19 protein-coding genes and 2 tRNA genes are annotated in these 16848 nt (G+C 55.6%); 12 read left to right on the top strand and 9 right to left on the bottom strand.

From position 1 onward, the window contains the following. Positions 1-21: 21 nt before the first annotated feature. Both IBX51_RS11520 and IBX51_RS11525 read right to left on the bottom strand, forming a co-directional pair. Positions 22-1035, bottom strand: coding sequence for a c-type cytochrome (locus tag IBX51_RS11520; protein ID WP_291831393.1), 1014 nt, complete (start codon positions 1033-1035; stop codon positions 22-24). Positions 1036-1050: 15 nt separating this feature from the next. Beyond that, on the bottom strand, positions 1051-1698 hold the full coding sequence (locus IBX51_RS11525) for a c-type cytochrome (RefSeq protein WP_291831394.1): 648 nt from the start codon (positions 1696-1698) through the stop codon (positions 1051-1053). A 229-nt stretch (positions 1699-1927) separates the two neighbouring features. Between IBX51_RS11525 and IBX51_RS11530 the strand changes: the two genes are divergently transcribed. Then, positions 1928-2332, top strand: coding sequence for a DUF1330 domain-containing protein (locus IBX51_RS11530; protein ID WP_291831395.1), 405 nt, complete (start codon positions 1928-1930; stop codon positions 2330-2332). Here the strand turns inward: IBX51_RS11530 and IBX51_RS11535 are convergent, their stop codons facing one another. Then, on the bottom strand, positions 2333-2668 hold the full coding sequence (locus IBX51_RS11535) for a branched-chain amino acid transporter permease (protein ID WP_291831396.1): 336 nt from the start codon (positions 2666-2668) through the stop codon (positions 2333-2335). Next, the gene (locus IBX51_RS11540; protein WP_291831397.1) at positions 2661-3359 is read right to left on the bottom strand and encodes an AzlC family ABC transporter permease; all 699 of its coding nucleotides are present in this window, start codon (positions 3357-3359) and stop codon (positions 2661-2663) included. The genes IBX51_RS11535 and IBX51_RS11540 overlap by 8 nt, the downstream gene beginning before the upstream one ends. A gap of 157 nt (positions 3360-3516) precedes the next feature. On the opposite strand from IBX51_RS11540, the gene IBX51_RS11545 reads away from it, so the two are divergent. The 6 genes from IBX51_RS11545 (at position 3517) to pgsA (ending at position 8640) form a co-directional block, all read left to right on the top strand. Continuing rightward, the gene (locus IBX51_RS11545) at positions 3517-3993 is read left to right on the top strand and encodes a hypothetical protein (protein ID WP_291831398.1); all 477 of its coding nucleotides are present in this window, start codon (positions 3517-3519) and stop codon (positions 3991-3993) included. A 39-nt stretch (positions 3994-4032) separates the two neighbouring features. After that, positions 4033-5124 carry a methyl-accepting chemotaxis protein gene (locus tag IBX51_RS11550; RefSeq protein WP_291831399.1) on the top strand — a complete coding sequence of 364 codons (1092 nt, stop codon included), beginning with the start codon at positions 4033-4035 and terminating at the stop codon, positions 5122-5124. Positions 5125-5209: 85 nt separating this feature from the next. Next, positions 5210-5461, top strand: coding sequence for a hypothetical protein (locus tag IBX51_RS11555; protein WP_291831400.1), 252 nt, complete (start codon positions 5210-5212; stop codon positions 5459-5461). A gap of 114 nt (positions 5462-5575) precedes the next feature. Continuing rightward, the gene (uvrY, locus tag IBX51_RS11560) at positions 5576-6235 is read left to right on the top strand and encodes a UvrY/SirA/GacA family response regulator transcription factor (protein ID WP_291831402.1); all 660 of its coding nucleotides are present in this window, start codon (positions 5576-5578) and stop codon (positions 6233-6235) included. Further along, positions 6219-8078 (top strand): excinuclease ABC subunit UvrC, encoded by a 1860-nt coding sequence (uvrC, locus tag IBX51_RS11565; RefSeq protein WP_291831403.1) that lies wholly within the window; start codon positions 6219-6221, stop codon positions 8076-8078. Before uvrY ends, uvrC begins: the two co-directional genes overlap by 17 nt. Before the next feature lie 7 nt (positions 8079-8085). Continuing rightward, positions 8086-8640: a CDP-diacylglycerol--glycerol-3-phosphate 3-phosphatidyltransferase gene (gene pgsA / locus IBX51_RS11570; RefSeq protein ID WP_291831405.1), complete on the top strand. Its 555-nt coding sequence runs from the start codon at positions 8086-8088 to the stop codon at positions 8638-8640. A gap of 12 nt (positions 8641-8652) precedes the next feature. Here the strand turns inward: pgsA and IBX51_RS11575 are convergent, their stop codons facing one another. The 4 genes from IBX51_RS11575 to IBX51_RS11590 are packed head-to-tail and all read right to left on the bottom strand — an operon-like array spanning position 8653 to position 12064. Then, positions 8653-9270, bottom strand: a complete 618-nt coding sequence (locus tag IBX51_RS11575; protein ID WP_291831406.1) for an ABC-type transport auxiliary lipoprotein family protein — start codon at positions 9268-9270, stop codon at positions 8653-8655. Then, a complete protein-coding gene (locus IBX51_RS11580) occupies positions 9267-10205 on the bottom strand; it encodes an MlaD family protein (protein WP_291831407.1) in 939 nt (312 codons plus the stop codon). The genes IBX51_RS11575 and IBX51_RS11580 overlap by 4 nt, the downstream gene beginning before the upstream one ends. Beyond that, a complete protein-coding gene (locus IBX51_RS11585; RefSeq protein WP_291831409.1) occupies positions 10205-11026 on the bottom strand; it encodes an ABC transporter ATP-binding protein in 822 nt (273 codons plus the stop codon). The genes IBX51_RS11580 and IBX51_RS11585 overlap by 1 nt, the downstream gene beginning before the upstream one ends. A 3-nt stretch (positions 11027-11029) precedes the next feature. Next, positions 11030-12064: an ABC transporter permease gene (locus IBX51_RS11590; RefSeq protein WP_291831416.1), complete on the bottom strand. Its 1035-nt coding sequence runs from the start codon at positions 12062-12064 to the stop codon at positions 11030-11032. A gap of 425 nt (positions 12065-12489) precedes the next feature. Here IBX51_RS11590 and IBX51_RS11595 point away from each other — a divergent pair. From IBX51_RS11595 to IBX51_RS11615, 5 genes are all read left to right on the top strand, one after another. Then, positions 12490-12565, top strand: a tRNA-Gly gene (locus IBX51_RS11595). 54 nt (positions 12566-12619) lie between these two features. Further along, positions 12620-12693 (top strand) — tRNA-Cys (locus tag IBX51_RS11600). 357 nt (positions 12694-13050) lie between these two features. Then, the gene (locus tag IBX51_RS11605) at positions 13051-14157 is read left to right on the top strand and encodes a M14 family zinc carboxypeptidase (RefSeq protein ID WP_291831410.1); all 1107 of its coding nucleotides are present in this window, start codon (positions 13051-13053) and stop codon (positions 14155-14157) included. A 213-nt stretch (positions 14158-14370) separates the two neighbouring features. After that, on the top strand, positions 14371-15078 hold the full coding sequence (locus IBX51_RS11610) for a GNAT family N-acyltransferase (RefSeq protein WP_291831412.1): 708 nt from the start codon (positions 14371-14373) through the stop codon (positions 15076-15078). A 38-nt stretch (positions 15079-15116) separates the two neighbouring features. Beyond that, on the top strand, positions 15117-15929 hold the full coding sequence (locus tag IBX51_RS11615) for a 1-acyl-sn-glycerol-3-phosphate acyltransferase (protein WP_291831414.1): 813 nt from the start codon (positions 15117-15119) through the stop codon (positions 15927-15929). A 13-nt stretch (positions 15930-15942) separates the two neighbouring features. Here the strand turns inward: IBX51_RS11615 and IBX51_RS11620 are convergent, their stop codons facing one another. Continuing rightward, positions 15943-16674 (bottom strand): DUF3581 family protein, encoded by a 732-nt coding sequence (locus IBX51_RS11620; protein WP_291831415.1) that lies wholly within the window; start codon positions 16672-16674, stop codon positions 15943-15945. Positions 16675-16848 lie beyond the last annotated feature (174 nt).

Here is a 16848-nt window from a genome sequence, read left to right on the forward strand (position 1 = left end):
TGGAACCCGGTGCTACCCGGGTTATTCAAAGGTCCGTGGCCGGACGGTATCCGGTTTCAGGAACGTCTTCTCACCAAGGTTGCGGTGATCTCCCAACACATGACTGTCGGTTTCTCTGGTTTGGCCGTACAGTGAGTCCTTGTGAAAGGTGGGCCCCGTCTGTTCAAGCGTTTCTTTGACATCACCGGTGTAGCGAGGATCTTGCGGGCGCTCCTGACTGCTCATGTATAAGGCGATGTCCCAGGCTTCCTGATCACTCAGGCTGTTGGGTTGGCCCAGCGGCATGTTGTTCTTGATAAAGCCAGCCGCCGTGAATACCCGAACAATGCCGGCACCCCAATTGTTGGACATGTCGCCCCAGGTGGCCGGAAATACTGTGTGGTCACCCAGGCGGAGGCCTTCGCCATCATCTGCGTGGCAAACCGCGCATTTTTCCTGGTAAGCGGCTTCACCCCGGGCGTAGCTCAGCTCCTCTGGCCGGTCAGGGGCAGGGTAGCCGCGGCCGTATAGGGGCTGCTGCGGATACATGGGAACACCTTTCGCCAGCCATTGATGGTAGGCGGTCATTGCGAGCATGTTGTCGCTGCCATATTCCGGCGGCATGCCGTTCATGGAATAGGTAAAGCAGCCCGCGATGCGCTCTTCCAGGTTATTGACGTGAGCATTCTTCGGGCGGAAGTTGGGCAGTGCTACTGCCGCCGGCCAGATCGGTGCACTGAACGGCTGGCGGCCTTCACCGAGGTGGCAGCTGGAGCAGTTCATATTGTTGAACACGTTCTCGCCCCGTAGCTGTTGGGTGTTGGTGAACAGGTCGTAGCCCCGACGGATTACCCGTTTCAGTTCCGGGTGCAGTTTGGCCTCTTCCAGATCCTCCAGGGTCGGCGGGATATGAACCAGTTCGTTGTCCTTGGGTGCCGGGTAGCCCAGCTCGACCAGGGTATCGATGTACTGCTGGGTTCTGTCGTCGACTGCGGAAGCATTCCCTGAAAACAGAAGGGTTCCAGACAGCGCCGCGAAAGTTAGGGTGCGAATCATGATGCAGGAATCCTTTTAGTTGGCCGCAGGGTTCTGGTTGGCAAGCCAGGCCGCGACGGCGTGAATGTCGTCATCGCTCATCCGGCGGGCTATGGCCCCCATCAGGTCCTGCGGATCATTTTTTCGGTTGCCGGCTTTCCAGGATTTCAATTGTGCTTCGATGTAGCCGGCGTGCTGGCCGGCAATGCCGGGGAAGATGTCCCCGGCGCCCTGATTGTCGGGGCCGTGACAGCTTTTGCACGAAACAATGTAGTCAGACCAGTCGCCCCTTTCGGCCAGCTGTTGGCCTCGTTTGAAGGTGGCCTCGTCTGCGGATTCACCGCCCTTGCCCGGGGTTGCCGGCAGGCTGGTATAATGCGCGGCTACGTCGGCGATTTGCTGGTCATTCAACATGTTGGCAAACGGCATCATGCTGGCGTTCACTCGGCTACCGGATTTGTAGTCGTGCAGTTGCTTCGCAATGTAGTCGGCCTCTAGCCCGGCCAGTCTGGGCCAGGATTCGCCGCTGGCGATGTTCATGCCGCTGCCATCCGCCTGGTGGCAGGCGGCACAGACACCGGCCGCGGCAGCGCCTCGGCTGGCGTCTCCCATGGGCGCCGCCAGCGCCAGACCGGAGCACGCAGCGAGCCCCAAAGCAGCAAGCGTTACGGGTAGTTTATTCACGGTCAGTCGCCTTTCAGTCAGTGCCAGATGTGCGATGGCATTATTGCGTTCATACCACTATGCCGGCACTGGCAAAATGACGCTTGATGAAGGTCAATTTAGCAAGCTAAAGACCCTGTGCCGTAGCCTGAACGACATGCAACTGGTGCATCGCCAGGAATTTTGCTTTACTGTTTGTTACACGGATTAGGTGTACCGTAACGTTTTACCAATGATCAACAGGACACACATGGCGACCATCGATCCATCTCAGGAAGAGTTAAGGAAAGTATTGCAGGAAACTCCCAAAAATCAGCCCGTCGTCATGCTAAATCTTTTGAGATTTCGTGATCAGGCAGATTATAAGGACGAGAGTGCGACCTGTTCCGGCCGCGACGCCTATGAACGGTACATGAAAGAGGCGGCCGAGTGTGTACGGTCTGTCAGTGCCGAGGTTGTCTGGTCCGGGCGCTCTGTGGGCTCCTTGATCGCGCCTCCTGACGAATCCTGGGATCAGGTGCTGCTGGTCCGGTACCCCTCCGTCAATGCCTTTCTGCAGATGATCGAAAGCCCGGAGTACAAGGGTGTGGTAAAGCACCGTACCGCCGCGCTGGAAGACTCCAGGCTGGTGGCGAATGTTGAAGACGGCGCCTGATCAGAGCAGCCAGCCAGTTTGTTGAATGGTCATGTAGGCGATGGTGCCCAGTGCGATAGATAGCAGGGCATTCCGGCGCCAGAGATGAATCACCACAACCAGTAAACCGGGTAGTAGCGCATCCAGGCCGGGCAGGCTGGCGTTCCAGTCTGCTGAACGTTGCAAAAAGATGATGGCCAGCAAGGCCATGACGGCGGCCGGCAAATACCGCCCGATGTGCTGCACCAGCGGATGTTCGGTATGGCGCTCGAAAAACAGAAAGGGCACCACTCGCGTGGCAAAGGTTGCCAGGGCAGACACCGCAATAAATCCCGCCAGATAGTACGGCTCAGCCATGATTTACCCCTGCCGGTTCTTGCCGGTGCCTTCTGTAATGCAATAGCAGTACGGCAGTGACGATAGCGATCGCCGTAATCAGTTGGTGGGTTGCCGGCACCAGCACCATGGCAATGCCTGCTGAAAACGCCCCGGCCCAGAGCGGAAATCCGTTGCCCAGCGCTTTGATCTGTTCAATCGTCAGCACAATAAACAATGCCACCAGCGCAAACTCGATACCGGTACTGTTGAACGCCACCAGTTCGCCCAGCAATCCGCCGGCGCCACAGCCGACAATCCAGTAGACCTGGTTGAACGCGGTGATTCTGAAATCCACGTCCTGCTCATGCTGGCGGTCTGCAGACTGGGGTCGGCTGGTGAGCAGCGAATAGGTTTCGTCGGTCAGGCCGAAAATAAGATACCCTTTGCGCCAGCCAGCGCCTCGGAATTGCCCGAGCAGGGAGAGGCCGTAGAACAGATGCCGGGCATTCAGCACAAACATCGCGATGGCAACTTCCAGTAGTCCGGCATGGGCGGCCAGCAAGCTGACCGCCAGAATCTGCCCGGAACCCGCATAGATCACCAGTCCCATCAATGGGGCTACCCACCACGCATAATCCAGTTGCGTCGCAAACAGCACGCCAAACGCCATGCCCAGGGGCAGGTAGCCGAACAGGATCGGGAGCGTGAGCCGGAAGACGGTGTTGTTCATTAGCATCCAAACGTTTAAAAGCGGCGATGATAGTCAATTGCGGGCGTCATTTGAAGGTGGCAAAAACGGCGAGTCGGTATATTGATGCCAATGCCGCAACAAAAGCGTCATAAACAAGGCATGTTCTCCCCGGGTCTGAGTCCCAATTGGAGTTGTTATGCTGGCCACCGTACGTGCACGAATATTCTTCTTCGCCCTGCTTTCCCTTGGCGCCGTGGCTGGCCTGGCAGCGCTGTCCTGGGTGATCATCCTGAAAGCCGAGGGCGCATCCGAAACCCTGGTGCGTCAGAACCTTCATGAATCCTGGGTGTTGATCGATCTGGAGCAAGATCACCGCCGGCTGCAGGATCTCGCGTTCAAGGTGAAAGCCCAATTGTTGCTCTGGGACGAAATCGAAGCCGAATTTGACCACCTGAGCTTGTCCCTGCCGGAGCGATGGCAGCGGGTTCGCGGCAGCGCCAGTTTGCGTTCCTGGGCTGACGATACCGCGCAGTCCTATGAGCGGGTGTTGACGTTAATGAGCAACATGGAATCGGGAATCGCGGAAAAGAGTTACTACCGGGTGGGGCAGGTGGTTGATTTTCAGCTGTTTCCCGCACTGGAGCCGATGCTGTCGGCGATCAAGGAACGTTAGGCCACCAGCAGGGACATCGTCTCCACGGATGCCGATGAGTTGCTGGACTATCTGGCCCGCCAGCAATCGATCCTGCTGGCGGGCTCCCTGGCTTTTTTTGTGGTGGTGGTTGTGATCACGCTCTGGCTGCGCCAATCCGTGATTGTTCGGTTGCAGGGCATGGAGCGCGAGCTCGTTGCGATGGAGAAAAACTCGGATCTTACCCGTATACCGGTGCTCAAAGGCAGGGATGAAGTTGCCGGGGTTGCCGGTGCTTTGGAGGGGTTGGTCAGGCGGTTCGAAGAGTTTATTGGTGATATAAAGCAAGCCGCCAACGCCCTGGACCAGCGTTCTGTCGCTCTGGATGGCGGTGCCGAAGCGCTTCAGAGCGCCTCGGAAGCGACGCGCGGGCAAACGGCGGATGTGACCGCCTCTATGGCCGCCATCGCCGATCAGGCCTCGCGGATTGAGGTGGCGACCGAGCAGTCGGCTGTCACGGTGCATCAGGCAGTATCGGCCAACAGTGAGGTGCAGAATGGCTTACAAAGCAGCGAACAGGCCGCTGAGCATACTGTCGATGTCATTTCCCGGGTTTCGAACTCGATACACGCCTTGAACGAATCCACCGGTAAGATCGAACAGGTAATCGGGGTAATTGCAGACATCGCCGAGCAAACCAATTTACTGGCGTTGAATGCGGCGATTGAGGCCGCACGGGCAGGGGAGCACGGGCGGGGCTTTGCCGTGGTTGCCGATGAGGTGCGCACCTTGTCTCGGAGAACGGCGGAGTCCACTCGTAACATTCGTCAGTGGGTCCAGGATCTGGTTACCGGTGTTGGCAGTGTTGACGATCTTCTATCGGAGATGCGTGAGGCCGGCGAGCAGAACAGGAGTAATCTGTTGGCACTGAAAGCCCACCTGGTGCAGCTGAAGTCCCAGTTTGATGAGCTGGAGCACCACAGTAACAATATCCGGACATCGGTCACCCTGCAGCGGGATGAGGTGGGGCGGGTAGGGCGCCGGGCCGAGGCCCTGTCGATCAGCGCAGAAACCCTGACCGGGAACGTTGAGAGCACCCGCCTGATCAGCGATGCGCTGCGCCAGGAATCGGTATCCATGCGTCAACTGATCGCCGGATTCCGCACACGCTGACCGGAAAGCTGAAAACTGTCTTCAATGACGGGGGTTCTTGTCCTGCTCATAAAACCGTAACATACAGCGACTGATTGGAGATGTTATGAACGATGAGGCAGAACGAGAGCCAGAGGTTGATCCGCGGCAGGAAATGTTTGTGGTGGACTTTGATCTGCTGGCCGACGACCAGCTTGAAGGGCTGGCCGAGGAATACTGCACTCGCTATCACGGCTTGAATGATACGGAAAATCCCCTGACAGAGCGGGCTCGTGTGCTTGCTGCCGTGCGCAGGGGTGATCTCGTGATCTGGTTTGATCCGGTTGAAAACACCGCCAGCTTGGGCGCCCCTGCCTAGGCCCGGATGTTTTTGTGACGGCCATTTGAGGTCGTTGGCCGGAGCGCCTACCCGTGGGCCCCGGTAACCGTTACAATCGGCGTGTTTTCCCCCTACCTGACTGCGAGGTGAAATTTGATCAGAGTACTCGTTGTAGACGATCACGAACTGGTACGCTCAGGTATTACCCGCATGTTGGTGGATGATCCCGGTATTGAAGTGCTTGGCCAGGCCTCCTCGGGTGAAGACGCCATCGAGTTCGTTCGCCAGAACCGTCCAGACATTGTTCTGATGGATATCCGCATGCCGGGCATCGGTGGCCTCGAAGCAACTCGCCGCATCCTTCGGATTGACGACTCTATTCGCGTTATTGTGGTCACGGCCTGTGCAGACGATCCTTATCCGGCTCGGGTGATGCAGAGCGGCGCTACGGCGTATATCACCAAGGGTGCTGACATCCAGGAAATGGTTCGTGCGATTCGAAAGGCGCATGCCGGTCAGCGCTATATAAGCCCGGAAATTGCCCAGAAGATGGCGCTGAAAACGTTGGGTGGCGATCGCGAAGAAGACGGTGAACTGTCACTGTTCGAGCGCCTGTCCGAGCGGGAAATGCAAATTGCCATGATGGTGGTGGATTGTCAGAAGGTGCAGGACATCTCGGACAAGCTGTGCTTGAGCCCGAAAACCGTCAACAGTTACCGCTACCGAATCTTTGAGAAACTGGAGATCTCCAGCGACGTAGAACTGGCGTTGATGGCGGTTAGACTTGGATTACTGGATGCCGATAAGGTCTGACTCTCCGGAAACCGACGGGAAGTTCGACAGCAAAAACTTCCTTAAGCAACTGACAGAGCGCCCCGGTGTCTATCGCATGTTCGGTGACAGCGGTAACGTTCTGTATGTGGGTAAAGCCCGCAACCTCAAAAAGCGCGTCAGCAGTTATTTCCGCAAGACCGGCCTCGCCCCGAAAACTGAGGCCCTGGTCAGCAAAATCGAAGCCATCGAAGTCACCATCACTGGCAGCGAGACAGAAGCACTCCTGCTGGAACAAAATCTGATCAAGTCATTGCGGCCGCCCTATAACATCCTGTTGCGTGACGACAAGTCGTACCCTTACATCTACTTGTCCTCACACAGCGATTACCCTTCACTGACCTTTCGCCGGGGCCGCACCAAAAAAGGCGGCGGTACTTGGTTCGGACCGTTTCCGAGCTCTGGCGCGGTTAAGGAAAGTCTTAATATTTTACAAAAGATTTTCCGTATAAGATCTTGTAATGAAAGCTATTTCAGAAATAGAAATCGTCCTTGCCTTCAGTATCAGATTAATCGTTGCACCGCTCCTTGCGTAGAGTACATAAGCCCCGAGGAGTATCAACAGGATATCCGTCACGCCACCATGTTTCTGGAAGGGAAGAACCCGGCCATCCTGCAAGACCTGATGAATACGATGGAGGCTGCGTCTAAAGAACTGCAGTTTGAAAAAGCGGCCGCTTATCGGGATCAGATTAATCACTTGCGCCATGTTCAAGAGCAGCAGTCGGTGGACGGTGAGGGTGGCGATGCCGATGTTATCGCCATTGCTCAGGAGGCCGGCGTGGTGTGCGTAGTGGTGATTATTGTTCGGGGTGGCCGAGTGTTGGGCACCAAGGACTATTTCCCCCGGTTCTCGCTGGAGCAGTCTGAAGGGGAATTGCTGGCGGCTTTTTTAGGGCAATACTATTTTGGCGGTGACACCCGGCGGGAAATTCCACGGGATATCCTGGTGCCGGTTCCGGTAGACGGTGAGGAACTGTTGGCGCAGGCTTTGAGCGAAGCGGCTAGTCGTGATACCCGCATCCGTGGCAATGTGCGCGGAGAGCGCCGCCGCTGGCTTGAGTTGGCCATGACGAATGCTCAGCAAACGCTGCTGACCCACCTGGCCAGTAAAGAAACTGTGTTTCGGCGTCTGCTGGCGCTCAGAGACCTACTGGAGTTGGCAGAAACCCCGGCCCGCATGGAGTGTTTTGATATCAGCCACAGCCACGGGGAAAATACCGTCGCATCTTGTGTGGTTTTCGACGAGAATGGGCCTCTGAAAAGCGATTACCGTCTGTACAACATTGAGGGGATTACCGCCGGCGATGACTACGCTGCCATGCGCCAGGTTTTGACCCGTCGCTATCGACGATTGGTTAACGGAGAGGGCAAGCGACCACAGCTTGTGTTGATCGACGGTGGTAAAGGGCAGCTGAACATTGCCCGTGAAGTGTTTGATGAGCTAGGGATTTCTGATATTCCTCTGATCGGGGTGGCAAAGGGCGTAACGCGCCGTGCCGGCATGGAGCAACTGATCGATGCCATGACGGGTGATGTATTCCGGGTACCGGCAGATTCACCCGCGCTGCACCTTATTCAGCATATCAGGGACGAATCCCATCGTTTCGCCATCACCGGGCACCGGGCTCGCCGCGACAAAAAGCGCCGGCAATCGACCCTTGAGGGTATCGAGGGGGTTGGCCCCAAGCGGCGCCGAGAGCTTATTCGGTATTTTGGTGGCATACAGGAAATCCGCAAAGCCAGTGTGGATGAAATGATTAAGGTGCAGGGCATTAGTAAAGCTCTTGCAGAATCCATCTACGCAGCATTGCACGATGAATAGGAAGACCATGAATTTACCCAACGTTTTGACCATGTCTCGCATTGTGATGATTCCGGTGTTTGTGGTTATTTTCTACCTCCCGGTGCAATGGAGTTACATGGTCAGTGCCGGCATTTTTACGCTGGCGGCGATCACTGATTGGCTGGACGGTTATCTGGCTCGCAAGCTGGATCAGAGCACACCGTTTGGTGCCTTTCTGGACCCGGTAGCCGATAAGTTAATGGTGGCGGTTGCCCTGGCCGTTCTGATCCAGGAGCACGCTGCGGTCCTGCTGACGATTCCGGCCACGATTATTATCGGTCGTGAAATCGTCATCTCGGCGTTGCGAGAGTGGATGGCGGAGATAGGCAGCCGGGCGAGTGTTGCGGTTTCCTACATCGGAAAGATCAAAACCACCGCTCAGATGGTCGCGATTATTGGCTTGCTGGCGTTTCCGCCAGGTGAGCTTCTGGCCTACGTGTCGGTTGGTCTGCTCTATGTGGCTGCGGTGCTCACCTTGTGGTCAATGTTCCTGTACCTGAAAGCGGCTTGGCCAGACCTGTTTCCTGCCGATGAAGCGTGATGGGTTGAGCGGCTAAAGGCGTTTGTCGTCGCCCAGGCAGTCAAAAACCCAGCGGTTGGTGCTTGCTGAAAGTGCCTGAGCGCCTTCGCTGAAGGTGACGACCAGATCCTCAATGACGGCGCTCTCTGCCTTCAATTCCAGCCTGTGACTGTCTGCGCACAGAGTGTGCCTCGATCGGTTGTTCATCACTTCTGTATGTAGATCAATCACCACAAAAGCGCCGTCGGATCTGTTTTCTGCGTGAAATGCCGTCAGCTCCGAAATCAGCGTGTGCGTTGTGGTTGCGGGGCTGGTGTCGGTGACGATCTTTTTGAACGCACCGCTCTTTCGATAGCTTTGTATCAGGTGATCCCGCAATACAACCGGCATGCTGTCGCGCCAGCGAACACCCGGCACAGCCTGAAACTCATAGGGTGAAGGTTTCAGCAAAATACGGGAGCTGTCCAGAGGATGAGAGGCCAGCGGTGTGTCAATTCTCAAAGACACCTGCTTGGCCGGGTTAAGTTTGGCCTGATCGGCGCTGGGCGCCAAATCCATGACTCTTGGCGGCTCTGGTGTCGGAAAAACCGTGCATGCGGTCAGGGTGATTGAAGCGGTTAAAATAGCGAGTCGTGCGATCCCGGCTGTCATTGTTCAACCTCTTGGATAGTAGGTCCACCCCGAAGCGTGCCCATTGGGTCTTCTTCCAGCCGACGGGTAAACGAATTCAGGGTGCGCAAAGTGTTTCGCATTTCACGGAGTACGGGCGTGATTTCCCCAAGGCCCTGCAGGCCGATATCTAAAGCGTTTTCGTTATCTTCAGTCAGCTTGTCCAGGCGGCCAAGTGTGGGCTGGATGGTGGTTAATGCCTGACTCATCGCCGCCAGCACTGGCGATATCTCATCCACCAGGACAACGCTGGCGAGATCCGAGGTTTCAGAGACCTTGATGGCCGCTTCCTCGGCGCGAATGGCAGCGGTATCAAACTGCTCCATCAGAGCGAGGAGTTCATCACGGTTAGCAAGCAGCGCCTCGGTGGCTTGTCGGGTATTGTCCAGAATAGCGGTTACATTATCGATATTTTCCGAGGCGAGAAGGTGGCCCATGCTGGCCAGTAATTGTTCCGCGCTGGAGAGCATGGCCTCGCCATTGTTCAACAGGTTAGAAAAGGCAGACCGATTGGCGGTGATGAGCGGCGGGTCATCCCTGTCGCCCTGTAACACAGGACTGTCGGTTGTGCCGCCGGTAAACTGAATGCTCATGCTGCCCGTGATGTTTGCCAGCACCAGTTCTGCACGAGTGTTTTCCCGCACTGGGATGTCCTTGTCGACACGCACCAAAGCTTGGACGTGAGCGGGGTTATCCGGAGCCAGAGAGAGTTCAAGTACGTCGCCAACCGGCACTCCGCTGTACAGCACCGGATTCCCGCGGGAAAGACCGCCGACCGGGTGGTCAAAACCGATCTGATAATAGGCCCACTCCCGATCGTTGGACGACTTGCCAAGCCAGAGCGCGAACACCAGGGCGGCGGCAACTGCCACCAGGGTGAACAGTCCGATAATAACGTGGTGGGCCTTTGGCTCCATTAATGGGACTCCTGTCCGGTCAACCTATGTTTGGCAGCAATGGCTGCCCGACCCCTTGGACCGTGAAAATACTGCTTGATCCAATCGTCGTTGGTTTCAGCAACGTGCTCGAGCGTATCCGCCACCAGGACCTTTTTCTGGGACAAGACCGCAACTCGATCGCAACTGGCGTAAAGGGTATCCAGATCGTGGGTCACAAGAAATACGGTCAGGCCGAGGGCGTTGCTTAATGTCACGATCAGTTCATCAAAAGCAGCAGCGCCAATGGGGTCGAGCCCGGCTGTGGGCTCATCAAGAAACAGAATTTCAGGGTCTAGCGCCAGTGCCCTTGCCAAGGCGGCGCGCTTAACCATGCCTCCGGATAATTCTGCCGGAAATTTTACCGCAGCCTCGGGCGGAAGACCTGTCAACGCCAGCTTCATTCTGGCCAATTCAATAGCATCCGGTCGGCTCAGCTTCGCGTGCTCAATTAATGGCAAGGATATATTCTGTTCGAGTGTGAGCGAGGTAAACAGTGCGCCGCCTTGAAACAATACACCGAATCGCTGTTCATAGACCGACCGTTCCGGCTCGGAAAGCTCAGTGAGATCAACGCCGAACACTTGAATATGGCCAGAAGAGGGCGCTTGTAATCCCACGATGCTTCGTAGGAGAACGGATTTGCCGGTGCCTGAGCCGCCCACCACGCCGAGGATCTCGCCAGGGAACAAATCCAGGTCCAGATCCTCATGTATCACAAGGCTGCCAAATTGGTTACATAAGCCCCTGACTTGAATAATGGGCGAGGTTGATGAATGTTGGCTCTGTCGGCTTGCTTTCATGCGTTACCAGCCCATTTCCATAAAAAACAAAGCAGCAATGGAATCCAGTAGGATAACCATAAAGATAGACTGAACAACGCTGGATGTGGTGTGTTCGCCTACGGACTGGGCACTGCCGGCGACTTTGAAGCCCTCAAGGCAACCAATAACGGCAATCAGGAAGGCAAACACGGGTGCCTTACCGATTCCCACCAGAAAATGCTTGAGGGCGATGTCCCGCTCCACAATGGCCATGAACTGAGTGAGGGGAATGTCCAATACCAGGGCGCAGACCATGGCACCGCCGACCATTCCCGATATCATCCCGACAAAGGTCAATACGGGCAGACTGAGCATCATGGCGAGCACACGTGGCACTACTAAGAGTTCGACAGGGTTCAGGCCAAGAGTGCGAATAGCGTCGAGCTCTTCATTCACCTTCATCGAGCCGATCTGAGCGGTGAACGAACTGGCGGTTCGGCCCGCCAACAAAATAGCTGCTAAAAGCACGCCAAATTCCCTGAGAAAGGAAAAAGCGACCAGATTAACGGTGTAAATGGTGGCACCAAAGTCATCAAGCACGGTCGCACCCAGGAAAGCGACTACGGCACCCACCAGGAATGTCAGCAGGGCAACAATGGGAAGTGCGTTCAGGCCAGTATCATGAACGGCTGCAACAAAGGGGGTGAAGCGCCAGCGCCTGGGGCGAGGAAGAATATAAAACAGAGTCGCCAGAGTTTGGCCAATAAATCCCGCCAATATCCACACCAGACGTGCAATCGCTGTGACCTTCTGACCGATCTGTGCCAGAAACTGTCGCACGGGGTTGATGCTGGGTGGTTGGTAAGTGCCCTGGGTCATGGCCTGGGCAACCGCTTTCAGTAGCTGCAGCTGCTCTTCGGCGAGGACGTCGGAGTCCAGCGCTGCGAGTAGCGCCTCAGCACCAACCAACTTGACAATCAGTGCGGCGCCGGCGGTATCAACGCGGTCTAGCTGGTTAAGGTCCAGTTTAACGGCACCGGAATGTTTACCGTGAAGGTCTGAAACCTGCCGCTTGATCGACGCATAATAGGGTAGAGTCCAGTTGCCAGAAACGACCAGGGCGCTGCCATTGTGCTCAACGATGCCACGCTCGTTGGAATACTTGGAAGAAAGCTCCGAATAGGTCGCCACAGAAAGAGTTTACCCCTGCCCATCATACTGTAAGGTTCCCGCTCAGCTTAAAGATTCTGGCCTTCATCTGCCAGTAACTTTCGCAGGTATGGCCCAACCGCTTATGGCTGAGCACCCGGTCGAGCGCCTCGGTTTTAATAGGTTGAATTCAAGTATTGTCCGCACCGACAGGTTGCGCTGACGTTTGATGAGAGTGGCTAAACTTTATGCACAATTGCCGTAAAAACAGAAACTTGAAAAAAGGTGTTGACGCCTCGGGCGGAATCCGTAGAATACGCATCCGTTGACGAGGCAATGCCTCTGAACGTAGAGCGGGAATAGCTCAGTTGGTAGAGCACAACCTTGCCAAGGTTGGGGTCGCGAGTTCGAGTCTCGTTTCCCGCTCCATTTCCAAGTCTCTCAATGCCTCCTGAGAGCAAAAGCCAAGATCCAGGCTTACCCGGCGCGGTGGCAGAGTGGTTATGCAGCGGACTGCAACTCCGTGTACGCCGGTTCGATTCCGACCCGCGCCTCCATTTTTACCTGTAACTACCGTTATCAATGTTAACTCTGACCATACTGACGGCTAGATTTACCAGAAACTATATCCCTGTTGTCCCAGCCTAATACATATCAACATCTTTATTTATCGCTACCTGCCATAAAGTAAAACTCTCTATCGTGGCCTTTTTAGGCTCGGCGCATGCGGCATGACTGAGCCGTTCAGCTATCTGCCTCTAGGTCCATCAAAACGGTCGTAATCGGGTAACCTCAGGTTGCTGGATCGTTTAAGAAGCGCTGCACCTCGCGCTTGACATGCACCCGTAGTAAAAATGACACATTGGTTTCACTTTGCTCCGCTATTTTTGACACATTTAGCAGAGATAGAATCAATGACTGAGCTGAGCGACCTGACTCATATCAAGGTAATTCCAGAACAGCAGAGTCTGCGTGATGAAAAGCAGCGACGCATGTTGCGGCGACGGTTGCCCGAACTGATTGAGCTGGAGCGTATCCTTGCTGAGTCGCCGGCACAGTTTTCTGCGCAGGTGAGCGCGAGTATTTCGGTGGGCTCACTTGAACTCCCAATTTACCGTGTCGATGTAGGCAATGCTCCGGCGGACCGACCAGCGATGTTGCTGCTGGGTGGCGTGCACGGGCTGGAGCGTATCGGCACCCAGGTGGTTCTGGCATGGCTTCGTAACTTGTCGAACAGGCTGTGCTGGGACGAACATCTGTCTGAATTGCTGCAACACGTCCGTCTGGTGGTTGTGCCGATACTCAATCCCGGCGGCATGTTTCTCAACCGACGCAGCAACCCCGCTGGCGTGGACCTCATGCGCAATGCGCCCATTTCTGCCCAAAGCCAGAGCATGTTTTTGGTGGGCGGGCAGCGCATATCGCCTTTGCTCCCATGGTATAGAGGCAAATCCGATCAAGAGATGGAGCCGGAAAATCTGGCCTTGCAGAATATCATCGAAGAGGTGTTGCCGGGACGCCCGTTCAGTGTATCGCTCGATTGCCACTCCGGTTTCGGCTGGCGCGATCAGATCTGGTTTCCCTACGCTTACCGGCGCCGTCCAATGCGTAATATCTCGTCGGTTATGGCGCTGAAGTTGCTGTGGCAGCAAGCTTACCCCCATCATGACTATCAGTTCGAGCCGCAATCAGAGCACTATGTTACCCATGGTGACCTCTGGGACTATTTTTATAAGCGCCACAATCGAGAGGCCAGTGCGCCCTGGTTGCCGCTTACCCTTGAGATGGGCTCGTGGCGTTGGTTGCGTAAGCGCCCCCGCCAGCTTTTTAGCCGGGAGGGTCTTTTCAACCCGCTGGTGACTCATCGCCATCATCGCGTTCTGCGCAGCCATCTGATCCTTATGGATTTTCTGCTCAATGCCAGTGCGAATTACGATCATTGGCTGCCCACCAAGTCAGAAGACGAATGGTTAAGGGCCGCTGCCAGAATGCACTGGTACAACAAGGGTGAGAACCTGTAATGGCGCGAGCGTGGTGCTGGTCAAGGCTGGCGCCGACTGAGCTGTCATTGATTCGTCGCAAACTCTTCATCTAAGTGCAATGCCGTCGACTTACCTTCTGATTAGACCGGTCTGCTGAAGATCAGCGGCGGCAACGAATCAGCCAGTCAACGGGATTAGCCTATGCAAAGTCACTCCACAGCAGCTAGCAAGGGGCGGAAGTTTACCTCCTGTGTGGCAACGGAACCGGCCCAGATCGTCGCAGCTCAGCGGCTAAGGTATCAAGTCTTCACAAGCGAATACGGCGCTGAGCTTGAACCGGATAACGATATTGACCAGGATAGATTTGACGCCTGGTGTGAACATTTCGTGGTCCTAGACCAAAGCGGTGAAGTGGTTGCAACCTCACGCCTGCTTCATGGTGAAGTCGCAGCCAGAATCGGTGGCTTCTATTCGGAAGACGAGTTCGATCTCGATCGCCTGAAACGAAACCCCGGGGTGTTTGCGGAACTGGGACGGACCTGCATCCGCAGTGATTGCCGCTCGGGCGCTGCACTGAGCATGCTATGGTCCGAAGTGGCACAATATTTAGTCAAAGAAGGCATAGACTATCTTCTGGGCTGCGCCAGTATCAGCATGCTTGATGGCGGCTACAAAGCTTGGTGCGTTGCACAGCAGGTTCAGCAGGAGCACCTGGCGGCAGAGGTCTTCAGGGTAACACCACGGCGCACTTTGCCGCACCTTGCGAGTCATCGAGCACAAACAGACAAGGTGGCGATTCCTCCGCTGATCCGCAGTTATATGCGCCTGGGTGCAGAGGTGTGTGGTGAGCCTTGCTGGGATCCCGCATTCCGTTGCGCAGACTTACTGGTGCTGTTGAGTGTGGATAGACTGGCAGCCCGTTATGCGCGGCGTTACAACCTTGGGGCCAGATCCGCTTGAGCAAGATGACGTGTATTGCTGAGAGTCTTCGGTTATTCATGCGCCTGAGTGCGTTTGTAGGGTTTGTGTTGCTCAGCGTAATAACCCTTGTGATGTTGCGGGCCTTTGAACTTTGCAGTATGCAAAAAATCGATCGGACCAACCTGGTGAATGCGTATTGCGCGGTCTTGTGTCGACTACTGGGTATGCGCATCCAGACCCACGGCTTGGCAATGGAAGGCTCGGCATTGCGCGTGTGCAATCACGTTTCCTGGACCGATATACCGATATTGGCTGCTGGTTTTCCTTTGCGATTCCTTTCCAAACGTGAGGTCGCTTCATGGCCATTGATTGGTTGGATTGCGCGTGAGGTTGGTACCATTTTTGTAAAACGTGGTGCTGGTGATTTCGCTGCGGTGCGTCAAGCCTTGGTCTCGACCCTTGAAGCGGGAGGCAGCGTGCTGGTGTTTCCTGAAGGAACCACGACCGTTGGCGACAGCGTCCGGCCGTTTCACTCGCGCCTGCTAGGCGCAGCGATCGCGGCCCGGTGTCCGGTGCAGGCGATAACGATTGCGTACCACCGGGACGGGCAACCCGATCATCTGGTGCCTTTTGTGGGTGACGACGAGTTCGTCGCGCACTTGGTCCGTCTACTGAGAAAACCCTCGGTGAGAGTGGATGTGATGTTCCATCCAGCTCTGGCTGTTGCCGCCAGTACTAGCTCTCGCGAGCTGGCTCAGACCCTTCACCAACAGGTTAGCGACGGATTGGATACATTGCATAAAAAGCAGAAGGGAAGGCGTGCAGGATTGCTTGAAAACTCGAAAGACTTTCCGCGTCAAGGCGAAAGAGCCAGTCGCCTTGACGTTTAGACGCAGGCCCCAGTCAGGAGCCGGCCTCGTCCATGCCCAGTCGAGTGCCTCTTGCCTTTAGGCGGTAAAATTCCTCGACTATACCCGCCATTGCGTCGGGGCAATACTCGCGAAGACTGCCTAACAGTAGACGTTTGGCAATTTCACCGACGGCATTTCCGGCAGACATCAGGTGGTATTCCAGAGTTACATTGCCACGCTTGCCGACGATATCCAGCTCGGCATTGCTCAGCTCAAGATCCGGCTCCGGGTTGTCCAGGTCGTTGAGTTTCAGGCTCATGCTTTCGTACATCACCATCGGGCGGTCGGGGTTGAACATGACGCCCCTGGACTCCATCAACGGCTTCAGTGTGTGAGGGAAGTTCTTGCCCGAAGCTGCAACGTAACAACGGATGAGTTCTTCGATAACGGTTTCGTCGCGAGTCTGTGCACCGCTGCGATGCACTTCCAGGTACACCTTGCCGGCATCGTCGCAAACGTCTATGTGGCCGTCGGCGCCTTCTCGTAATTCAAGCGGTATTTCAGCACCAAGCAGGTTGCGAAATTCGAATGTCATGGATTCTGACAGGCCTAAGCGTGCCAGAACAATAGCAAACAAAAGATCGCCGGGTACGCAAAAGCGGCGAGCATCCGGATCATGGATCGGGTTGAAGTCGCCGGCCACTTCCTTCGCAAAATGGCTAGCCTGGGGTGCAGTGATAACGATTCGTCCACCTTGGACGGAATAAAAACTGTCTAAAAACATGATTTGCCTATTTCGATTCACGAGGACGGCGGCGCAACGCGGCGGTTCACAGAAGTGAATACTATTCTAAGCGTTTAAGCGTCACAACAGGAGAGCTACCTTCGTTGTAGGTACGATTGCACTGTTCTATGATGAGTTTTCGGCAAGTCCAAAGGTAGCGTACTGGATGAAGTA

Origin of the sequence: Marinobacter sp., assembly GCF_014859525.1 — a bacterium.
Classification (GTDB): domain Bacteria; phylum Pseudomonadota; class Gammaproteobacteria; order Pseudomonadales; family Oleiphilaceae; genus Marinobacter.

What these genes read in the sequence shown, in the direction of transcription:
- IBX51_RS11520 (WP_291831393.1), bottom strand. Translation starts at nt 1,035, where the DNA reads ATGATTCGCACCCTAACTTTCGCGGCGCTGTCTGGAACCCTTCTGTTT.
- IBX51_RS11530 (WP_291831395.1), top strand. Translation starts at nt 1,928, where the DNA reads ATGGCGACCATCGATCCATCTCAGGAAGAGTTAAGGAAAGTATTGCAG.
- IBX51_RS11535 (WP_291831396.1), bottom strand. Translation starts at nt 2,668, where the DNA reads ATGGCTGAGCCGTACTATCTGGCGGGATTTATTGCGGTGTCTGCCCTG.
- IBX51_RS11540 (WP_291831397.1), bottom strand. Translation starts at nt 3,359, where the DNA reads ATGAACAACACCGTCTTCCGGCTCACGCTCCCGATCCTGTTCGGCTAC.
- IBX51_RS11545 (WP_291831398.1), top strand. Translation starts at nt 3,517, where the DNA reads ATGCTGGCCACCGTACGTGCACGAATATTCTTCTTCGCCCTGCTTTCC.
- IBX51_RS11555 (WP_291831400.1), top strand. Translation starts at nt 5,210, where the DNA reads ATGAACGATGAGGCAGAACGAGAGCCAGAGGTTGATCCGCGGCAGGAA.
- uvrC (WP_291831403.1), top strand. Translation starts at nt 6,219, where the DNA reads ATGCCGATAAGGTCTGACTCTCCGGAAACCGACGGGAAGTTCGACAGC.
- pgsA (WP_291831405.1), top strand. Translation starts at nt 8,086, where the DNA reads ATGAATTTACCCAACGTTTTGACCATGTCTCGCATTGTGATGATTCCG.
- IBX51_RS11575 (WP_291831406.1), bottom strand. Translation starts at nt 9,270, where the DNA reads ATGACAGCCGGGATCGCACGACTCGCTATTTTAACCGCTTCAATCACC.
- IBX51_RS11580 (WP_291831407.1), bottom strand. Translation starts at nt 10,205, where the DNA reads ATGGAGCCAAAGGCCCACCACGTTATTATCGGACTGTTCACCCTGGTG.
- IBX51_RS11585 (WP_291831409.1), bottom strand. Translation starts at nt 11,026, where the DNA reads ATGAAAGCAAGCCGACAGAGCCAACATTCATCAACCTCGCCCATTATT.
- IBX51_RS11605 (WP_291831410.1), top strand. Translation starts at nt 13,051, where the DNA reads ATGACTGAGCTGAGCGACCTGACTCATATCAAGGTAATTCCAGAACAG.
- IBX51_RS11615 (WP_291831414.1), top strand. Translation starts at nt 15,117, where the DNA reads ATGCGCCTGAGTGCGTTTGTAGGGTTTGTGTTGCTCAGCGTAATAACC.
- IBX51_RS11620 (WP_291831415.1), bottom strand. Translation starts at nt 16,674, where the DNA reads ATGTTTTTAGACAGTTTTTATTCCGTCCAAGGTGGACGAATCGTTATC.